The sequence below is a fragment of the Trichocoleus sp. FACHB-40 genome (assembly GCF_014695915.1).
Taxonomy (GTDB): Bacteria; Cyanobacteriota; Cyanobacteriia; order Cyanobacteriales; family FACHB-T130; genus Funiculus; species Funiculus sociatus.
On the sequence record NZ_JACJPF010000062.1, the window covers coordinates 77,156 to 93,014 of the forward strand.

Genomic DNA, 15,859 nt, shown 5'->3' on the forward strand with positions numbered 1-15,859 from the left:
AATTTTAAGTATTTAGTCAAGCCTGAATATAGCAATCCTATTTGAGTTGTGAGCCAGCCCTTCAGATCCGCGACTTCTGTAAGAAGTCGCGGATCTCGCCCTCACGAATCCTTTAGGACTGCTATATTATCAAATCTTTTACGGCTGCAATATATTACTAAAAGGGTAAAAAGCACTATACCAGTAACATACTTAATCGCAGATGGAATCACTGGACTAGGCGAGAAAAAGCCCTCAATAGTACCAGCAATAATCAGCATCGGTACAATGCCAAATAATAACTGAGCCGCCTGCAAACTATGAACTTTTAGCGCATCAGCGCGACGATATTTACCGGGAAAAAGAATAGCTTTACCTATCAATAAACCAGCCCCACCAGCTAAAAAAATCGCAGGTAATTCCAGGGAACCGTGAGGAAAAACAAACGCCCAGAAAGGGTAAGCCAAATTATGTTGAGCAACTAAAGCAGCGATCGCGCCAATATGCAGCCCGTTGAATGCCATGAGAAATATCGTATAGGCACCAGCAGTGATACCACCACCAACAGCACCAAAGGATACCGAGATGTTGTTAATCATAATGCTGCTAGAAGCTAAAGGTTCAATTCCGACAATCGACCCCATCCATAATTCTTGGCGATCGCGTACCTGTGAAATCAATTTTTCTGGAACAAGCAGCGACAAAAACACCGGATCTTGCCAAGCAAACCACCACGCAATCAGCGCCGCCAAGAAAAAAATCGCCGTCGCTACCGCCGTGTAACCAAATGTCTCTTGCACCACCGCCGGAAAACCCCAACGCACAAAATCCCGCACCGCTTCCCATTCCTGACGGCGCGAACCTTGATAAATCTGGTTATATGCACGAGATGTTAATTTTTGCAAATCTTGCACCAGGATATTTCCCACGTTGTTTGTCTTTGCTCTAGCCAAATCTGCCGCTACAGAACGATATAAACTAGCTAGATCCCCAATTTCCGATGCTTGCAGAGACGCAATCCCTTTTTTTTCGACTTGTCTCAAAAGGGCATCTAAGCGGTTCCAGTTCGGTTCCCGCCGCGTAATCCAACGTTGAATATTCATGAAATTTCCCAGAATTCTCCCAGACTTGGCCTAAGATAGCGTTAAATTTTGCGCCTCACACAACTGGAGAAATCCTCATGTCTAAGAATCCCAGCTTTAGCCAACCCGCAGGGCCGCTGAGTGTAGGCAATGTCGTTAGCGCTGCTTTGCGGATTTATCGCGATCGCTTCAAGTTATATTATGGTCTGGCGTTCACCGCTTATCTGTGGATATTAGTTCCGATTTATGGTTGGGCAAAATTCTCTGCAATCTCAGCGCTAATCTCGCGTCTTGTTTTTAGTGAATTACTCGAACGTCCGGAAACTGTAAATGATGCCCGCCGTCATGTCAATCCTCGGATGTGGCGTTTCTTCTGGGCAGGAATCTTGGTTAGTTTGATACTTTCTGGAATAGCGCTTGCCGCCAGTATTGGCTTTGGTCTCCTGGTAGTGGTGCTGGGTGCTATCCTTGGACGGAATCCTACGGCAACTATCATTGTGAGTCTGCTGACAGTTATTGCCGTAATTGTCTTTTTGGTTGTATATATCCGGCTTATTTCCCGCTGGTTTATCGTGGAAGTGCCGTTGGCGATTGAGAATAATATGACTGCAAATTCAGCAATTAGTCGCAGTTGGCAATTAACTGAGGGATTTGTCGGGCGACTGCAATGGATAGTCTTTGTTTCCTTTTTAATCACTCTGCCTATATCCATTGTTGTTCAAATACTTACGACTATGATTCAATTGCTATTAGGTGCTTTGTTTTCCGCAGACTCTCCCATCTTTGGGGTGCTGTATTTAGTGCTATTTTTAGCGCTAACCATAGCAAGTGGGGCGCTTTTAATACCCTTCTGGCAAGCGGTTAAAGCAGTTATCTACTACGATCTCCGCAGTCGCCGGGAAGGTTTGGGTTTGAATTTGCGCGATAATAATTAGGTGTTTTACCTATCTTCGCCGGCTGACACTATTACCTAATTCAATCTCAAGCTTTGCTCAACTGCTATGCACTTTTTTAATCGAGTTACGCTCCAAACTCCGGAAAGCGTAGAACTGGACTTTACTTTAGCAGGAATTGGCAATCGAGCTTATGCGCTGTTTATCGACTATATTTTCTTAAGCGCAATTCTGCTGGTCTTCCTAATCGTTTGGGCAGTATTTTCTATTCAATTAGTAGCTTTAATTGAAAGTATTGCTTTAAATAACAGTAGTTTAAGCCTTTGGCTAATAGCCATTCTGTCCTTAATTACCTTCTCAATCTATGTAGGTTATTTTGTTTTTTTTGAAGCCTTCTGGCGGGGACAAACACCTGGTAAGCGCTTTGTCAAAATTCGCGTAATTCGTGATGATGGTAGACCGATAAGGCTACAACATTCAACGCTGCGGGCTTTGTTACGCCCTGTTGATGACATCTTGTTTCTGGGAGTGTTTTTAATCACACTTACCCGAAAAGAGAAGCGCCTGGGAGATTTGGTGGCGGGAACTATTGTGATTCAAGAAGAACAGCAAGTTATTGCTAAAACTTTCTCAGTTTCCGAGAATGCAGAAGTTTTGGCTGATAAGTTGCAAATAGAAGCAGATTTGTCAAGCTTATTGCCAGAAGATTTTGCTGTAATTCGAGAGTATTTGCAGCGGCGTGAGGCGATGATTCCGGAAGCAAGAACGGAATTGAGCCGAAAACTGGCTAAACAGGTTAAAGAAGTCATTGCTTTGGAAAATGTGCCGCCTGGAGTAAGCGCTAATTTATTTTTGGAGGCTGTATATTTGGCATATCAGCAGCAATCATCAACCTAATAGAAAAATAGTCGGGATGTACAGCTGTACATCCCGACTATTTTTCTTTGGTAATGCGGATGAAAGGACTTGAACCTTCACTTCTTGCGAAACTAGAACCTAAATCTAGCGCGTCTGCCAATTCCGCCACATCCGCATGGTGCGATCGCTATCATAGCAAAAAGTTTCACCACTGGCACGATTTTTCGCAAACACGCTGATTTCCGTTCTACCCCACCAGCAACGACTGGGTGCCATCAATCCACATTTCCGTGCCGCTGATGTGGCTAGAATTATCGGAAGCTAGAAATAATACTAGCTGAGCCACTTGCTCTGATGTTCCAGATTTACCGTCTGTTAAGGGAATTTGTCCTTCGGGATACTCCACAGGTTCCCGAATCTCTTCCAATTCGCGACGCTCAGTGTTTTGGTCTATATTTGTGTCAATTGCCCCTGGACAAATCACATTGACTCGAATCTTGTGTTCCGCCAGTTCCAGCGCCACCATTTTAGTAAAGGCGACCTGGGCGGCTTTGGTGCAGGCGTAGGCTGTCGCACCCGTGTTGCTAAACATTCGCGTGCCGTTGACGGAGGAGGTGACAATCACCGAACCGCCTTGCTTTTTCAGATGAGGCACGGCATATTTGACGGTAAGGAAGGTGCCTTTGAGATTGACATCCATCGTTTTATCCCATTCTTCGGGTGTCAAATCCTCCAGCGATGCCCAGACACCGTTAATTCCTGCATTGGCGAAGACTATATCTAAGCGTCCCCACTGATTTACCAATTGTTCCACAGCTTGTTGCATCTGCTCTGGCTCGGAGATGTCAGCCTTAAGCGTTATGGCTTCCCCGCCAGCAGCCTGAATGTCGCTAACAACTGCTTTGAGTTCGTCGTCACTTCTACCTAATGCGCCTATTTTCGCGCCTTCTTTCGCCAGCAGCACCGCCGCAGCTTTGCCAATACCCGAACCAGCACCCGTGATGAGTGCCACTTTTCCTGTAAGTTGCATCGCCCCCTCCTCTGCTTTGATTTAATGGTTTAACAAAAAACAGGAACATTACATCCGTCTACTGGGGGAAGGATATCTTTCTGCTTCCCAGTATCCGCCTGGGAATGGCTATTTTGTTACTGAAGCGCCGCTGTGGGTCAGATTATAGTAACACCCCGGAGGCTGAGACTGTTCTAAGAGCGTTCCCAGGCCGCAGCCCAGGAACGGGGTTGGGGAGAGCTTTTTTAAGCTTCGACTTTTACACCTTTCCAGAAGGCGATGTAACCCTCAATGTTCTTGGCTTTGTCTTTTGCCTGGGGATAGTACCAAGCCGCATCTTTGTTAACCTGCCCATCGACTTCGATGGTATAATAGCTGGCTTGCCCTTTCCAGGGACAACTTGTATGGGTGTTGCTTTCTTTGAAATATTCCCGGTTGATGGAGTCGGCTGGGAAGTAGTGGTTGTTTTCCACTACTTCGGTGCGATCGCTTTCGGCTAAAATTGCACCATTCCAAACTGCTTTTGGCATAACTTTACTTTGCTTCGTGATCTATTAACATTATGAGGGGAAAAAGCAGAAGCCCTCGCTAACAATGTCTCAGTTTCAATCTCTCGAACACGCGCTAAAGCGATTTTTTGGCTACGATAGCTTTCGCCCCGGACAACGCCAGATAATACAACAAGCGCTCTCTAATCGGGATTTGCTGGTTGTGATGCCTACAGGCGGTGGGAAATCTTTGTGTTTTCAGCTACCAGCACTACTGAAACCAGGATTAACTGTGGTGGTGTCGCCTTTAATTGCCTTGATGCAAGATCAGGTGGAATCGTTGCAGGATAATGGAATTGGTGCGACATTCCTCAATAGTAGTCTGAGTTTGGCGCAAGTGCGATCGCGGGAACAAGACATCCTCAACTGTCGCGTAAAATTACTTTACGTTGCCCCGGAACGGCTGCTATCGGAGAAATTTCTGCCATTTTTAGATTTAGTACAGCATAAAATTGGCGTCAGTGCGATCGCAATTGATGAAGCGCACTGCGTCTCAGAATGGGGACACGACTTTCGCCCGGAATATCGCCAGTTGCAATTGCTACGCTATCGCTACCCAAATGTCCCCTTTTTAGCTCTCACCGCCACTGCTACCGAGCGCGTCCGCCAAGACATCATACAACAGTTGGTGCTGCGGCAACCAAATATTCACATTGCCAGCTTTAATCGCCCGAATCTCTATTACGAAGTTCAGCCAAAACTAAAAACAGCTTACTCGCAACTTTTGCAACAAGTTCGCGCAGCTAAAGGTTCCGGAATTGTCTATTGTCTGAGTCGCAAGCGGGTCGATGAAATTGCTTTTAGGCTACAACAAGATGGCATCAAAGCTTTACCTTATCACGCGGGACTAAGTGATGAAGACCGCACATCTAATCAAAGACGTTTTATTCGGGATGATGTGCAAGTGATGGTGGCGACAATTGCCTTTGGTATGGGCATTAATAAGCCTGATGTGCGGTTTGTAATTCATTACGACTTACCGCGCAATTTAGAAAGTTATTATCAAGAAGCAGGAAGGGCCGGACGCGATGGAGAACCTGCTAGTTGTACAATATTTTTCGGCTACGGCGATATTAAAACTATTGAATATATTATCGACCAAAAATCAGATCCCCAAGAGCAAAGAATTGCCCGTCAACAGCTCCGACAAGTTATAGATTACACTGAAGGAACAGATTGTCGCCGCACAATTCAACTAAGTTATTTTGGAGAACGTTTTGAAGGTAATTGTGCCAATTGTGATAACTGTCGCTTTCCGAAACCTCTAGAAGATTGGACAATTGAATCCCAAAAGTTTCTCTCTTGCGTAGCGCGTTGTAAAGAAAGATTTGGGATGAATTATATCATTGATGTGCTGTGCGGCTCGAAAAATCAGAAAATTCAGCAAAACGGACATCACGAACTTTCTACCTATGGTATTGGTACAGATAAAAGTGTAGACGATTGGAAGATGCTGGCGCGATCGCTTTTACACCAAGGACTTGTAGATCAAACCAGTGACGGTTATTCTGTCCTCAAGCTTAACGCCCTCAGCTGGGAAGTATTGCGCCGTCAGCGTGAAGTTAAAATTGCGGTTCCGACTGTAGCAGTGATAGAGGAATCACCGCAAAGAGTTGCTGAAGTGGAAATGTTGTATGAAAGACTGCGCCAGCTTCGCAAACAATTAGCAGACGAACAATCTGTCGCGCCCTACGTTGTCTTCTCAGATTCTACATTAAAGTTGATGGCGCGATCGCAACCCCAAACTTCAACAGAATTTTCTAGACTTTCCGGCGTTGGGGAATATAAACTAGCGCAGTACGGGGAACGTTTTGTAAGCGAAATCCAAGCTTATTGTAAAGAGCAAGGAATTACCCCACAAACCCCGGTAGCAACAGCAACAACTCCGTCAAAAAATCAACCCAGCTACACCCAACTCAAAACATTGGATTTGTATATGCAAGGTTTGAGCGTTGCGGAAATAGCCCAACAACGTGACTTGCGTACAGGCACCATTGTAGATCATTTAGCTGAATTAATTGCCCTGAATCAGCCAATAGATATAAACTCGATGGTTTCCCCAGAACGTCAGCTAGAAATTTTAAAAGCTATTGAAGTTACTGCTACTGAATCTCTCACCAAAATTCGCGAATTCTTAGGGGAAAGCTATAGCTTTGATGAAATTCGACTGGTACGAGGAATGTGGAAACGAAGGAATAAAAATTTTTAAGGCGAAGGGTTGCAAAGAAAACCTCCGCTTACCTCTGTGTTAAAAAAAGTGACTTTTTTTTTGCGCGCACAGATTCCCATTCTATTAGAATACACTGTCAAGCTACAAAAGTAAAGTATAAAATACTACCAAGTTTAAACCGTATGGCAAAATAAAATCTGTCTGTCAAAATTGCTATCCGCTCCCCCCAAAGGAGTATGTTGGAAACACAGCGATTAGCTATAGGAGAAATTGAGTATGTCGAAAGCTCCCACCTTCCGTCTCAGCGAGCGAGAGCGTGCTAACCTCAGCCATGTGGTAGATTACAGCTCAGCCCAATCTCTACCCGAAGTCTGGAAAAAAGCGCGATCGCATTTTGGGGATGCCATAGCCCTCCACGACCCGCACTCTCAACCAGAAGTTGTGCTAACTTATACCCAGCTTGCCGATAAAATTCAACAATTTGCGGTTGGATTGCAGGTATTGGGAGTAAAACCAGAATCTTGCGTAGCTTTATTTTCTGACAACAGCCCTCGCTGGTTCATTGCCGACCAAGGTATTATGACAGCGGGTGCCTTTAACGCTGTTCGCAGCGCTCAGGCAGAGCGCCAAGAGTTACTATTTATACTCGAAAATAGCGGCAGCACTGCCTTGGTAGTGGAAGATTTAAAGACGCTCTCAAAACTTTGGGAAAACCTCAAAGATTTGCCAGTTCAGTTGGTAATACTACTATCCGATGAAGAACCACTCCAAGACTCCACTGTGAAAGTGTTGAACTTTTCTGGAGTTATGGCAGCTGGAGCAAATCAATCTTTACAAAGCGTCACGCAAACCCTAGAAAATCTGGCGACATTAATTTATACTTCCGGCACCACAGGCAAGCCGAAAGGTGTGATGCTGACTCATGGCAACTTAATGCACCAGTTAACCACCTTGGGAGCTGTTTTACAACCGCATAAAGGCGATCGCGCTATCACCATTCTCCCCACTTGGCACAGTTTCGGACGTATTGGCGAATACTTTTTTCTCTCCCAAGGTTGCACCCAGATTTACAGCAACATTCGTCACATCAAGCGAGACTTCAAAGAATATAAACCTCAGTACATGGTTGGCGTTCCTCGGCTGTGGGAATCAATTTATGAAGGTGTCCAAAAGCAGTTCCGCGAACAACCAGCTAACAAACAGAAACTGGTTCACAACCTACTAAATATAAGTCAGCGTTACATCAAGGCTCGTCGCACCTTCTCAAAGTTACGCTTAGATAACCTATCTCCCTCGCTTCCAGAGAAAATCTTGGCTGGAATACAAGCTTTAGCTTTGTATCCTATCCATGCTCTTGCTGGAAAACTCGTGTATGAAAAAATACGCGAAGCTACAGGAGGAAAAATGAAGTATGTTCTCAGTGGCGGCGGTTCCTTGGCCATGCACTTAGAGAACTTCTTTGAAATTACTGGGCTTCAGGTACTCGTAGGGTATGGCCTTACGGAAACTTCTCCCGTCACCCACGCCCGTCGCCCTTGGCATAATTTGCGAGGTTCATCCGGACAACCAATTCCCGGCACAGAAGCTAAGATTGTTGACCCGGAAACTCGTCAGCCGCTTCCTGCCGGTCAACGAGGTTTAGTGTTGTTGCGAGGCCCCCAAATTATGCGCGGCTATTACAAAAATCCTCAAGCCACCGCTAAGGCAATTGACCCGGAAGGTTGGTTTGATAGCGGCGACTTGGGTTGGCTGACGGTGGGGAATGATGTGGTGCTGACTGGAAGGGCGAAAGATACGATTGTCTTGACTAATGGCGAAAATATCGAACCGCAGCCGATTGAAGATGCTTGTCTGCGTAGCCCTTACATCGACCAGATTACTCTAGTAGGACAAGATGAGCGATCGCTTGGTGCTTTAATTGTCCCGAATGTGGAAGCGTTGGAAAAGTGGGCAGCTTTACAAAATTTACACTTGCGTCTACCAGACCAACCATCCCCAGGCACACCAGAAATAGACCTCGATAGTAAGATCATTCAGGACTTAATCCGGCAAGAGTTGAACCGAGAGGTGCAAAATCGCCCTGGATATCGCCCAGATGACCGTATTGGCCCGTTTAAGCTAATTTTAGAACCCTTTTCCATTGAAAATGGCATGATGACCCAAACCTTGAAAATCAAGAGACCTGTCGTAATGGAACGCTACCGCGATATGATCGACGGGATGTTTGCCTGATTCAGTTGGAAAGTTGAAAAGTTGGCAAGTTGAAAGTTAATAAGTTAAAAATTGGTTAAGTTTAAACCTGTAACTTTCAACCTTCAAACTGATCCTACGGGAACGCCGTAGGCGGAAAAACTTTCTAACTTTTCTGAGTACTCCTTTAATTTTCTCAAGTACAACGGATATGGATGTTTCTCAATCACACCTGCTGCTGAAGCGACCAGTTACTATTAAAGCGGTTGTCACTCCTCGTTGGAAGGAGGAAGCACAGCAGCAACTACAGACACAAATTAATCAACTTGACTCTCAGCTACAACAGCTGGAGATGCAAGGACAGAGGGCAATATCGGAAATCCAAAAACAGAGTTTGCAGCCCCCTGGCCCTCAAGTGATACAACAAATTGACAATATCCAAATCCAAGTCAATCAAAAGAAAAGTGAATTCCTAGAGCAAAAGAATCAGCTGCTGCAACAGTTGCAACAAGTGCAAATGATAGACCTCAACGACGAGGTTAATCACGGTCAAATTGAAGGCTTCTTTAAAGTTGAACCGGGAGACAACCTGATTCAAAAAATGCAGGTAGAAATTCTTCTGCGGGATGGAATTGTCGAAGAAATTCGCGGGGAAATTTAAGAATTTGGGAATTGGGGATTGGGGATTGGGAAAAAGTCTTACCTAGCCCCTAGCCCCCAGTCCCCAGCCCCTATTGACAAATTTCGGTTGACCAATCTTGATGACCCCGCCCCACATGACACTTTACCTGGGAACCAACCCAAGCTATCGTCCATTCTTGGGGCTTTTGGGCTGATGGAGAGGTTGGTGCAAATTCTACGCGATACTTAATACTACCAACAGAGTCATCTGCAACCCCAGTTTGAGTAATAATTACAACAGCTCGATCTGGTTGCGGATACTCAAGCCTAACATCCCGCGAGCCTCCCTCGGATTCAATGTCACCGAAAGCTGCAAGCGCGATCGCTTGCGGGTCACTTCCCTTCAAAGATTTAGCATCTTTGATATTCGTTAGCGGTATAGTTTTATACTTTTCTCTCTCTGCCTCTGCACTAACGGGTATACCTTGGCTCACCTGTGTCGTTGGCGATTGTAACCCAGGCGTAGGACTATTATTTATATCTGAACCTATAGCTGGATTTATAGCTGACCGAGGGTATTGTTCACGGATGTCGTTGCAAGCACCCAAACTCAGCGTCATACTTACTAAAACCAAAAAGGAAATTCCAAATTTGCCAGACATTAGATATAATAGAAAGTTTCAATTTAGTTCTATATATCCCATTCTAGCCAGCAGCACCAGCGTCCGGAGGAATCGGCGTTGTAAGGTTGTCAGCAATACAGACATATAGACCGTGGTAAGGTCTGATAGTAGGAGAGAAGCATCCCAAGCGAAAAATTTGGGATAAAGTCAGAAATTGTTCCTCGAATGCTTCGCCCCTAAGCCATCCGTCAAGATACAATATTCGTCTGGCTTTAATCTTGTTCTTGTAGACTGTCGATCCGGAAGACCACCCCATGATTCACGAAGTTTTCATGCCCGCTCTTAGTTCCACGATGACCGAAGGCAAAATAGTCTCTTGGGTCAAATCTCCAGGCGACAAAGTGGAAAAAGGCGAAACCGTGGTCGTTGTAGAGTCAGACAAAGCCGATATGGATGTGGAATCCTTTTATGAAGGCTACCTGGCTACAATCATCGTACCTGCTGGGGAAGCGGCACCCGTTGGGGCAGCGATCGCGCTGGTCGCAGAAACCGAAGCCGAAATCGAAACAGCCCAACAACAGGCTCCCAGTGCTGGCAGCGCCACCCCCACACCTGCACCAGCCCCCACTCCCCAAGAACAGCCAGCAGCCGCTACCGCAGCCGTAGAAACGCCACCAGCGGCACGCCGCAACGGACGCAGCATCATCTCACCCCGCGCCCGTAAATTAGCAAAAGAGCTGAAAGTTGATTTAAGTAACATCCAAGGCAGCGGCCCCCACGGGCGCATTGTTGCCGAAGATGTAGAAGCAGCAGCGAACAAAGGTAAACAACCTGCCGCCGCAACTGCCACACCAACAATGGCACCTGTTGCACCACAGCCAGCACCAGCATCAGCACCAGCACCAGCACCAGCTGTTAAACCCGCAGCAGCAGCCACTATACCAGCCGTTGCCGTTCCGGGTAGTGTCGTCCCCCTCAACACGCTGCAAAATGCCGTCGTGCGGAACATGGTAGCCAGCCTGCAAGTGCCTACTTTCCGCGTTGGTTACACCATCACCACCGATAATCTAGACAAACTCTACAAGCAAATTAAATCCAAGGGTGTCACCATGACAGCGCTACTCGCCAAAGCAGTAGCCGTAACCTTGCAAAAACATCCCTTGGTGAATGCCAGCTACTCAGAGCAGGCAATCCATTATCATAGTGCGATTAACGTAGCCGTAGCCGTAGCAATGGACGACGGCGGCTTAATTACGCCAGTTCTGCAAAATGCTGACCAGCAGGATATTTACTCTTTGTCCCGTACCTGGAAAGATTTAGTAGAGCGATCGCGCAGCAAGCAGCTGCAACCCGCTGAGTACAGTTCTGGCACCTTTACCCTCTCCAATTTAGGAATGTATGGCGTAGACAAGTTTGATGCCATATTACCTCCAGGGACAGGTGCTATCTTGGCAATTGGCGCGTCACGTCCCCAAGTCGTCGCCACCGAAGACGGGATGATGGGAGTGCGGCGACAAATGCAGGTAAATTTGACCGCAGATCACCGAATTATCTACGGTGCAGATGGCGCAGCTTTCTTGCAAAGTTTGGCGAAGTTAATTGAAACTAACGTGCAATCTCTGACAATGTAACCACTAAGACAAAATTGGCGATTTGTAGGGGCATTGCCATGCCCCTACGCAGGAAATTGACGGTTAATAAATCCATGCACCTAAATTTCCAAGGCAAAATCTGCATACATTGCAACACACAGAATAAACAGTTGGTTGTTGGCATCATGGAAGCGGGCTGAGACAGTGACGCACAAATCTCCCGACGGCCGCGGTACATAAAGCTCGGTCGTATAATAAGCGAATTGTGCTTCCAGCAAAAGATAATAATATTCCTTTAGCGAGTGATCGGTGCCTTTAACGGGCGCAGGAAAAATAATTGTCTTTTGTGGTTGCAAGTGCCGCAGGTTGCAGATGCAGTCACTAACTTGTATGCCCGTTTCATCCAAAACGTGGATCGATTCCACTGAAGGATAATGACCAATGATTTCGTTCAATTGCCGATCGAAATCTTCCACCTTAGTTGTGGTCAATTCCCTCAAGCAAGCGTCCACAATCGCCAAGCGTTCCTCCTGCTTGGATTTGCGGGCTTTGATTTTAGCCAGCTTATGGCTTTTGAATTTGTTTGCCGTGTCGTTGATGGTGTCTTGGAAGCCGTTGTCCCGTTCGGCATCAATGGCGTGGGGTCTGGCGAAATAATAGCCTTGCAGCAAGTCCGCACCTAATTCTAGGACTGCGATCGCTTCCTCCTGGCATTCTATCCCTTCCGCGATTACCCAACCGCCGATTTTTTCCGACAACATGACCAGCGACTTGAAAATCTGCTGCTTGTGGTATTCGTTGTGAATATTTTGTACCAAACTGCGGTCGATTTTCAAAATGTCCGGCTTGATAAAAGCAATGCGGTCGAGGTTGGAGTGACCGCAACCTATGTCATCCAGCGCTACTAAAAAGCCATGCTGCTTGTAGCTGTCCACCATCCGACTCAACGCTTTGATGTCGTCGATGTGCGACTCCAGAATTTCGATGACGATGTTGTGCGGATTTAGATTTAAGTGTTCCACCACATCCAGCAGTTCGCCGCAGCCCTTTAAGTCACTAACCACCGTAGAAGGGTGAAAATTCAAAAACAAAATCAGCTTTGGGTTGGCAGCATGGAGGCGTAGGAAGTTTTCCGCAGCCGTTTTGCTGCAAAGCTTGTCTAAATCTAGGATGGTGTCCAAGACAGCAGCCAACCCGAAAAGAGTGTCTGGAGAAATAAGCGAACCGCCTTCCCCAAGGCCTCGCGCTAACGCTTCCAGTCCAATAACATCTCTTCTACGGATTGAAACGATTGGCTGGAAATGAGGTTGCAGGCGCTTGTTTTGAATAATGTCGCGGATGCAACAGGGGGGGGAATTATCAGAATCCACATTGGCAACTTGCATGGGTGAACATTTACTAGCAATTTCTAGCAGACATCAAGTTGAAACCGCAGGAATGCAGTTACTGTCTCTAGCAATTCTTGATTGGGTGTAATACATCTGTAGGAACATGGCATTGCCATGTCCCTACCAAGCTGGCCCGAACGTCAGAACTGCCATATATTCCACTGAAAAACCCTATACAGGGCAATATGGTTTACTTAATGTGTGCGATATTCAAGTCCAATGAACCCTGGCAATTGCTGCTTTCCTACTTCTTTTATATTACAGGGCAATCTTTGAAAGAACTGTATCATCCTTACAGCTTTACCTCATCGACACTTAAGGAATATCTTTGGTAAATATAGGATGTTATTTTAAAAACAATAATTCTTTTGTTAAAAGTTTTGTTTGGTGTTTCCCACCAAAATTAACCGATAGAGGTCATCTCTCAATTATACAATGCCCCTTGTTCCGTGTTTTCGCGGTTGTTGTTTTCAACCTTGATCAGCCAAGCTCTTAATCGAAGAGTATTATCAGGTTTGATTCAAATGCTAAGAATTTTTCGTTGGACGTTTGCCCTATCTACCTTTTTGATTACACTGACAACTAAGGCTGCTTTTAGTCTTCCAGCATCGCAACTACAGTCTCATGTTGACACGCCATTTTGTTATATGCAAACAGCAAATGGTCAAATGGTAAATTTAGAAACTTTGTGCGGTAAATCAGCAACCGTACCACCAGCTAACAATACTCCCGTTTCATCTACCTTTCCACCTATACCTTCAAATCTCTCTAATTTGTCAATTCCACCTTCAGGTCTTGCTAAGAAGTTAAAAACGTAGGTTTGGTTGAACGCGAGTGAAACTCAATAGATATAGGGTGTAATGTTGAGTTTCGTTCCTCAACCCTACTAGGCGATGCGATCACACTCATTTAGGATTGCTATAGCAGCACAAACGAGATAATATCATGGACACCAATTTGTTGATGCAAGAGATCAGACAGGCTATCAAAAATAGTGATCAGTCCAAGTTAGAAAGCCTACTTGCTTCTGCGCCATCCCAAATTAATGCAACAACTGTATTTGGGAATTGGCTACATTTTGCCGTTTCTTTTAATGCCCGTATGGAGATTATAAAATATCTTATTGAAAAGGGAGTAGATATTAATCAAAAAGCAGGATTTTTGAAAGGAAATGCCTTGAATATTGCTGCCACAGAAAGGCGAATAGATGTCATTAATTATTTGTTAGAAAAGGGGGCAGAGATAGATATATCTCTGCCAGAAAGAAATCCCTTGTTTAGTGCAATTTACAGCGGTAGCATAGACATCGTAGAGGTTCTGATCACGCATAAAGTTAATTTTAAGATAAAGTACACAGGAGAGCGTATGAAAAATATGGACGCATTAGCATATGCAAAAGAGAGAGGGCAGATAGAAATAGCAGAGATGCTTTCCCTGTTATCTGAATAACTCTATAAAATATTATTAAATTTCTTGACAGCCGCACTTCAAACTCATTCAGAAGCAGACAATCTAATAGATGAACTAACTGTAGATACTATCAGTACCGATACTGCCATCGGGCATGATGGTTTCATAAAACACAACATTCTCAATCCTAACTTCATTCAATCTTCTAGCTCCCCTTAAATCAGTGCGATCGCATCGCCTCGTAGGTTGGGTTGAGGTACGAAACCCAACATCACATTTTCAACTAAAAACTTGAGAGCTAAAGTAAGCTTTGCCGTCGTGTTGGATGTTGAGGAAGGAGTCAGTTTGAGTTAGTCCGGTTGCGGTACCGACTAGCGAGGTGTAGGTATTGGTGTCTAGGAGTGCTACCTCAAAGGCATCTGGTGGGTCGAGGGGACTGGTGCCGAGGGTGGTATCTAGTAGGGTGAATTGTAGGTATTTGGCTGCTTGGAGGACGATGAAGGTTTGAGAGAAGTTGCTGAGTAGGTGGGGGTCTTCGCTCAAGATTGCCTGTCCGTTAAGGATGGCGGTTGCGCCTCTGGTTGACCAGCCGTAGTCGGGTTCTGTGGCGTTCCTAGAGTCGAAGTTACCGTTGAGAATGGCGATTAGGGGGTCAGAGTCAAGGGGTGCGTGTAATAAGGTATTTCCCCCCTCTCCTACTCTCCCACTCTCCCACTCTCCAAGTGAGCGGGCAGCGTTAAGGATTTGCAAGTCAAGAAGAGAGGGTAACTTGCGGACGCCAGAAGTTAGCGTCGGGTTCATTAGGTCGTAGGGATAGAGCTTGGGGTCGAGGTGGCTGCCATCGGGGGTGAGGGTGGCACTGAAGTTGTCGCCGACGAAGAGTTGAGAACCGTTGAGGGTTTGGATGTGGCTGTCGAAGGCCCAGTAGCCATCGATGAAGCCTGCTAGGTGTCCGATTTCGTGGAGGATGGTGGTGAGGAGGTCGTAGCGTCCGGCTGCGGGGGAGTCGGATGTGGCGCGGAAGGCGGTGTTGGTGAGGGTTGTGGTGAATTCGCTGTGGTCGAGGGGGGTGGGGTCGATGTACCAGCCGATGCCGTTGGCGTTGTGGTCGATGAGGAGGGTGCCGCCGTTAGGGTATCCGTATTGGTCGAATTGAGTAATTTGGGCTTCGGCGAGTTGTTCGGTGGGGAGGTCGGTGATGAGGAGGTTGATGTTGGGAGCATGTCAGTTTTGCAAACCAATTAATCCATTGAGGTAAGCACAGCGATGTACCAACACTTGCGGGACATTCTCCCGATTCCACTGTGCCCCCGATATTTGGATGCGACGGTCAATCTGTTTGATGGCAGATTCGACAGCACCCGAACCAATTGAACAAACCCCTTCCGCCTGGAAGTAATCGTAGTTGACAATGCGATGTCGATGCTTGTGCAAATACTGACAAAAGTTCTGGGCTTGCTTTTTGTGAGATGCTTCAAACAACTTCAGAGTCTCAT

16 protein-coding genes, 1 tRNA gene and 1 pseudogene are annotated in these 15,859 nt (G+C 46.0%); 9 read left to right on the forward strand and 9 right to left on the reverse strand.

From position 1 onward, the window contains the following. Positions 1 to 101: 101 nt before the first annotated feature. Positions 102 to 1,082 (reverse strand): stage II sporulation protein M, encoded by a 981-nt coding sequence (locus H6F63_RS14750; RefSeq protein WP_190638367.1) that lies wholly within the window; start codon positions 1,080 to 1,082, stop codon positions 102 to 104. Between the two features lie 77 nt (positions 1,083 to 1,159). Between H6F63_RS14750 and H6F63_RS14755 the strand changes: the two genes are divergently transcribed. Then, positions 1,160 to 1,996, forward strand: coding sequence for a DUF975 domain-containing protein (locus H6F63_RS14755; protein ID WP_190638368.1), 837 nt, complete (start codon positions 1,160 to 1,162; stop codon positions 1,994 to 1,996). A gap of 66 nt (positions 1,997 to 2,062) precedes the next feature. Continuing rightward, on the forward strand, positions 2,063 to 2,851 hold the full coding sequence (locus tag H6F63_RS14760) for an RDD family protein (protein ID WP_190638369.1): 789 nt from the start codon (positions 2,063 to 2,065) through the stop codon (positions 2,849 to 2,851). 54 nt (positions 2,852 to 2,905) lie between these two features. Here H6F63_RS14760 and H6F63_RS14765 read toward each other — a convergent pair. From H6F63_RS14765 to H6F63_RS14775, 3 genes are all read right to left on the reverse strand, one after another. Continuing rightward, positions 2,906 to 2,987, reverse strand: a tRNA-Leu gene (locus H6F63_RS14765). Positions 2,988 to 3,059: 72 nt separating this feature from the next. Beyond that, the gene (locus tag H6F63_RS14770) at positions 3,060 to 3,842 is read right to left on the reverse strand and encodes an SDR family NAD(P)-dependent oxidoreductase (RefSeq protein WP_190638370.1); all 783 of its coding nucleotides are present in this window, start codon (positions 3,840 to 3,842) and stop codon (positions 3,060 to 3,062) included. Positions 3,843 to 4,066: 224 nt separating this feature from the next. Further along, entirely contained in the window at positions 4,067 to 4,351 is a 285-nt protein-coding gene (locus tag H6F63_RS14775) for a DUF427 domain-containing protein (protein ID WP_190419754.1), read from the reverse strand. Positions 4,352 to 4,415: 64 nt separating this feature from the next. Between H6F63_RS14775 and recQ the strand changes: the two genes are divergently transcribed. The 3 genes from recQ (at position 4,416) to H6F63_RS14790 (ending at position 9,390) form a co-directional block, all read left to right on the forward strand. Beyond that, positions 4,416 to 6,578, forward strand: coding sequence for a DNA helicase RecQ (gene recQ / locus H6F63_RS14780; RefSeq protein ID WP_190638371.1), 2,163 nt, complete (start codon positions 4,416 to 4,418; stop codon positions 6,576 to 6,578). Positions 6,579 to 6,815: 237 nt separating this feature from the next. After that, positions 6,816 to 8,771, forward strand: coding sequence for a long-chain fatty acid--CoA ligase (locus tag H6F63_RS14785; RefSeq protein WP_190638372.1), 1,956 nt, complete (start codon positions 6,816 to 6,818; stop codon positions 8,769 to 8,771). 169 nt (positions 8,772 to 8,940) lie between these two features. After that, positions 8,941 to 9,390 carry a YlqD family protein gene (locus H6F63_RS14790; RefSeq protein WP_190445185.1) on the forward strand — a complete coding sequence of 150 codons (450 nt, stop codon included), beginning with the start codon at positions 8,941 to 8,943 and terminating at the stop codon, positions 9,388 to 9,390. Between the two features lie 70 nt (positions 9,391 to 9,460). Here the strand turns inward: H6F63_RS14790 and H6F63_RS14795 are convergent, their stop codons facing one another. Together H6F63_RS14795 and H6F63_RS14800 are read right to left on the reverse strand one after the other, a co-directional pair. Beyond that, complete coding sequence (locus H6F63_RS14795; RefSeq protein WP_190638373.1) at positions 9,461 to 10,012, reverse strand: hypothetical protein; 552 nt, start codon at positions 10,010 to 10,012, stop codon at positions 9,461 to 9,463. 43 nt (positions 10,013 to 10,055) lie between these two features. Further along, a complete protein-coding gene (locus H6F63_RS14800) occupies positions 10,056 to 10,289 on the reverse strand; it encodes a hypothetical protein (protein WP_190638374.1) in 234 nt (77 codons plus the stop codon). Between H6F63_RS14800 and H6F63_RS14805 the strand changes: the two genes are divergently transcribed. Continuing rightward, the gene (locus tag H6F63_RS14805; RefSeq protein ID WP_190638375.1) at positions 10,288 to 11,604 is read left to right on the forward strand and encodes a dihydrolipoamide acetyltransferase family protein; all 1,317 of its coding nucleotides are present in this window, start codon (positions 10,288 to 10,290) and stop codon (positions 11,602 to 11,604) included. The genes H6F63_RS14800 and H6F63_RS14805 overlap by 2 nt on opposite strands. Before the next feature lie 80 nt (positions 11,605 to 11,684). Here H6F63_RS14805 and H6F63_RS14810 read toward each other — a convergent pair whose 3' ends face one another. Then, positions 11,685 to 12,950, reverse strand: coding sequence for an EAL domain-containing protein (locus tag H6F63_RS14810; RefSeq protein WP_190638376.1), 1,266 nt, complete (start codon positions 12,948 to 12,950; stop codon positions 11,685 to 11,687). A gap of 527 nt (positions 12,951 to 13,477) precedes the next feature. Between H6F63_RS14810 and H6F63_RS14815 the strand changes: the two genes are divergently transcribed. The 3 genes from H6F63_RS14815 (at position 13,478) to H6F63_RS14825 (ending at position 14,582) form a co-directional block, all read left to right on the forward strand. Further along, positions 13,478 to 13,771: a hypothetical protein gene (locus tag H6F63_RS14815; protein WP_190638377.1), complete on the forward strand. Its 294-nt coding sequence runs from the start codon at positions 13,478 to 13,480 to the stop codon at positions 13,769 to 13,771. A 127-nt stretch (positions 13,772 to 13,898) separates the two neighbouring features. Then, the gene (locus H6F63_RS14820; protein WP_190638378.1) at positions 13,899 to 14,402 is read left to right on the forward strand and encodes an ankyrin repeat domain-containing protein; all 504 of its coding nucleotides are present in this window, start codon (positions 13,899 to 13,901) and stop codon (positions 14,400 to 14,402) included. A gap of 24 nt (positions 14,403 to 14,426) precedes the next feature. Next, on the forward strand, positions 14,427 to 14,582 hold the full coding sequence (locus H6F63_RS14825; RefSeq protein ID WP_190638379.1) for a hypothetical protein: 156 nt from the start codon (positions 14,427 to 14,429) through the stop codon (positions 14,580 to 14,582). 60 nt (positions 14,583 to 14,642) lie between these two features. Here H6F63_RS14825 and H6F63_RS14830 read toward each other — a convergent pair whose 3' ends face one another. Beyond that, positions 14,643 to 15,164, reverse strand: a complete 522-nt coding sequence (locus H6F63_RS14830) for a hypothetical protein (protein ID WP_190638380.1) — start codon at positions 15,162 to 15,164, stop codon at positions 14,643 to 14,645. Positions 15,165 to 15,587: 423 nt separating this feature from the next. Continuing rightward, positions 15,588 to 15,859: pseudogene (locus tag H6F63_RS14835) on the reverse strand (ISKra4 family transposase); the annotation flags it as partial.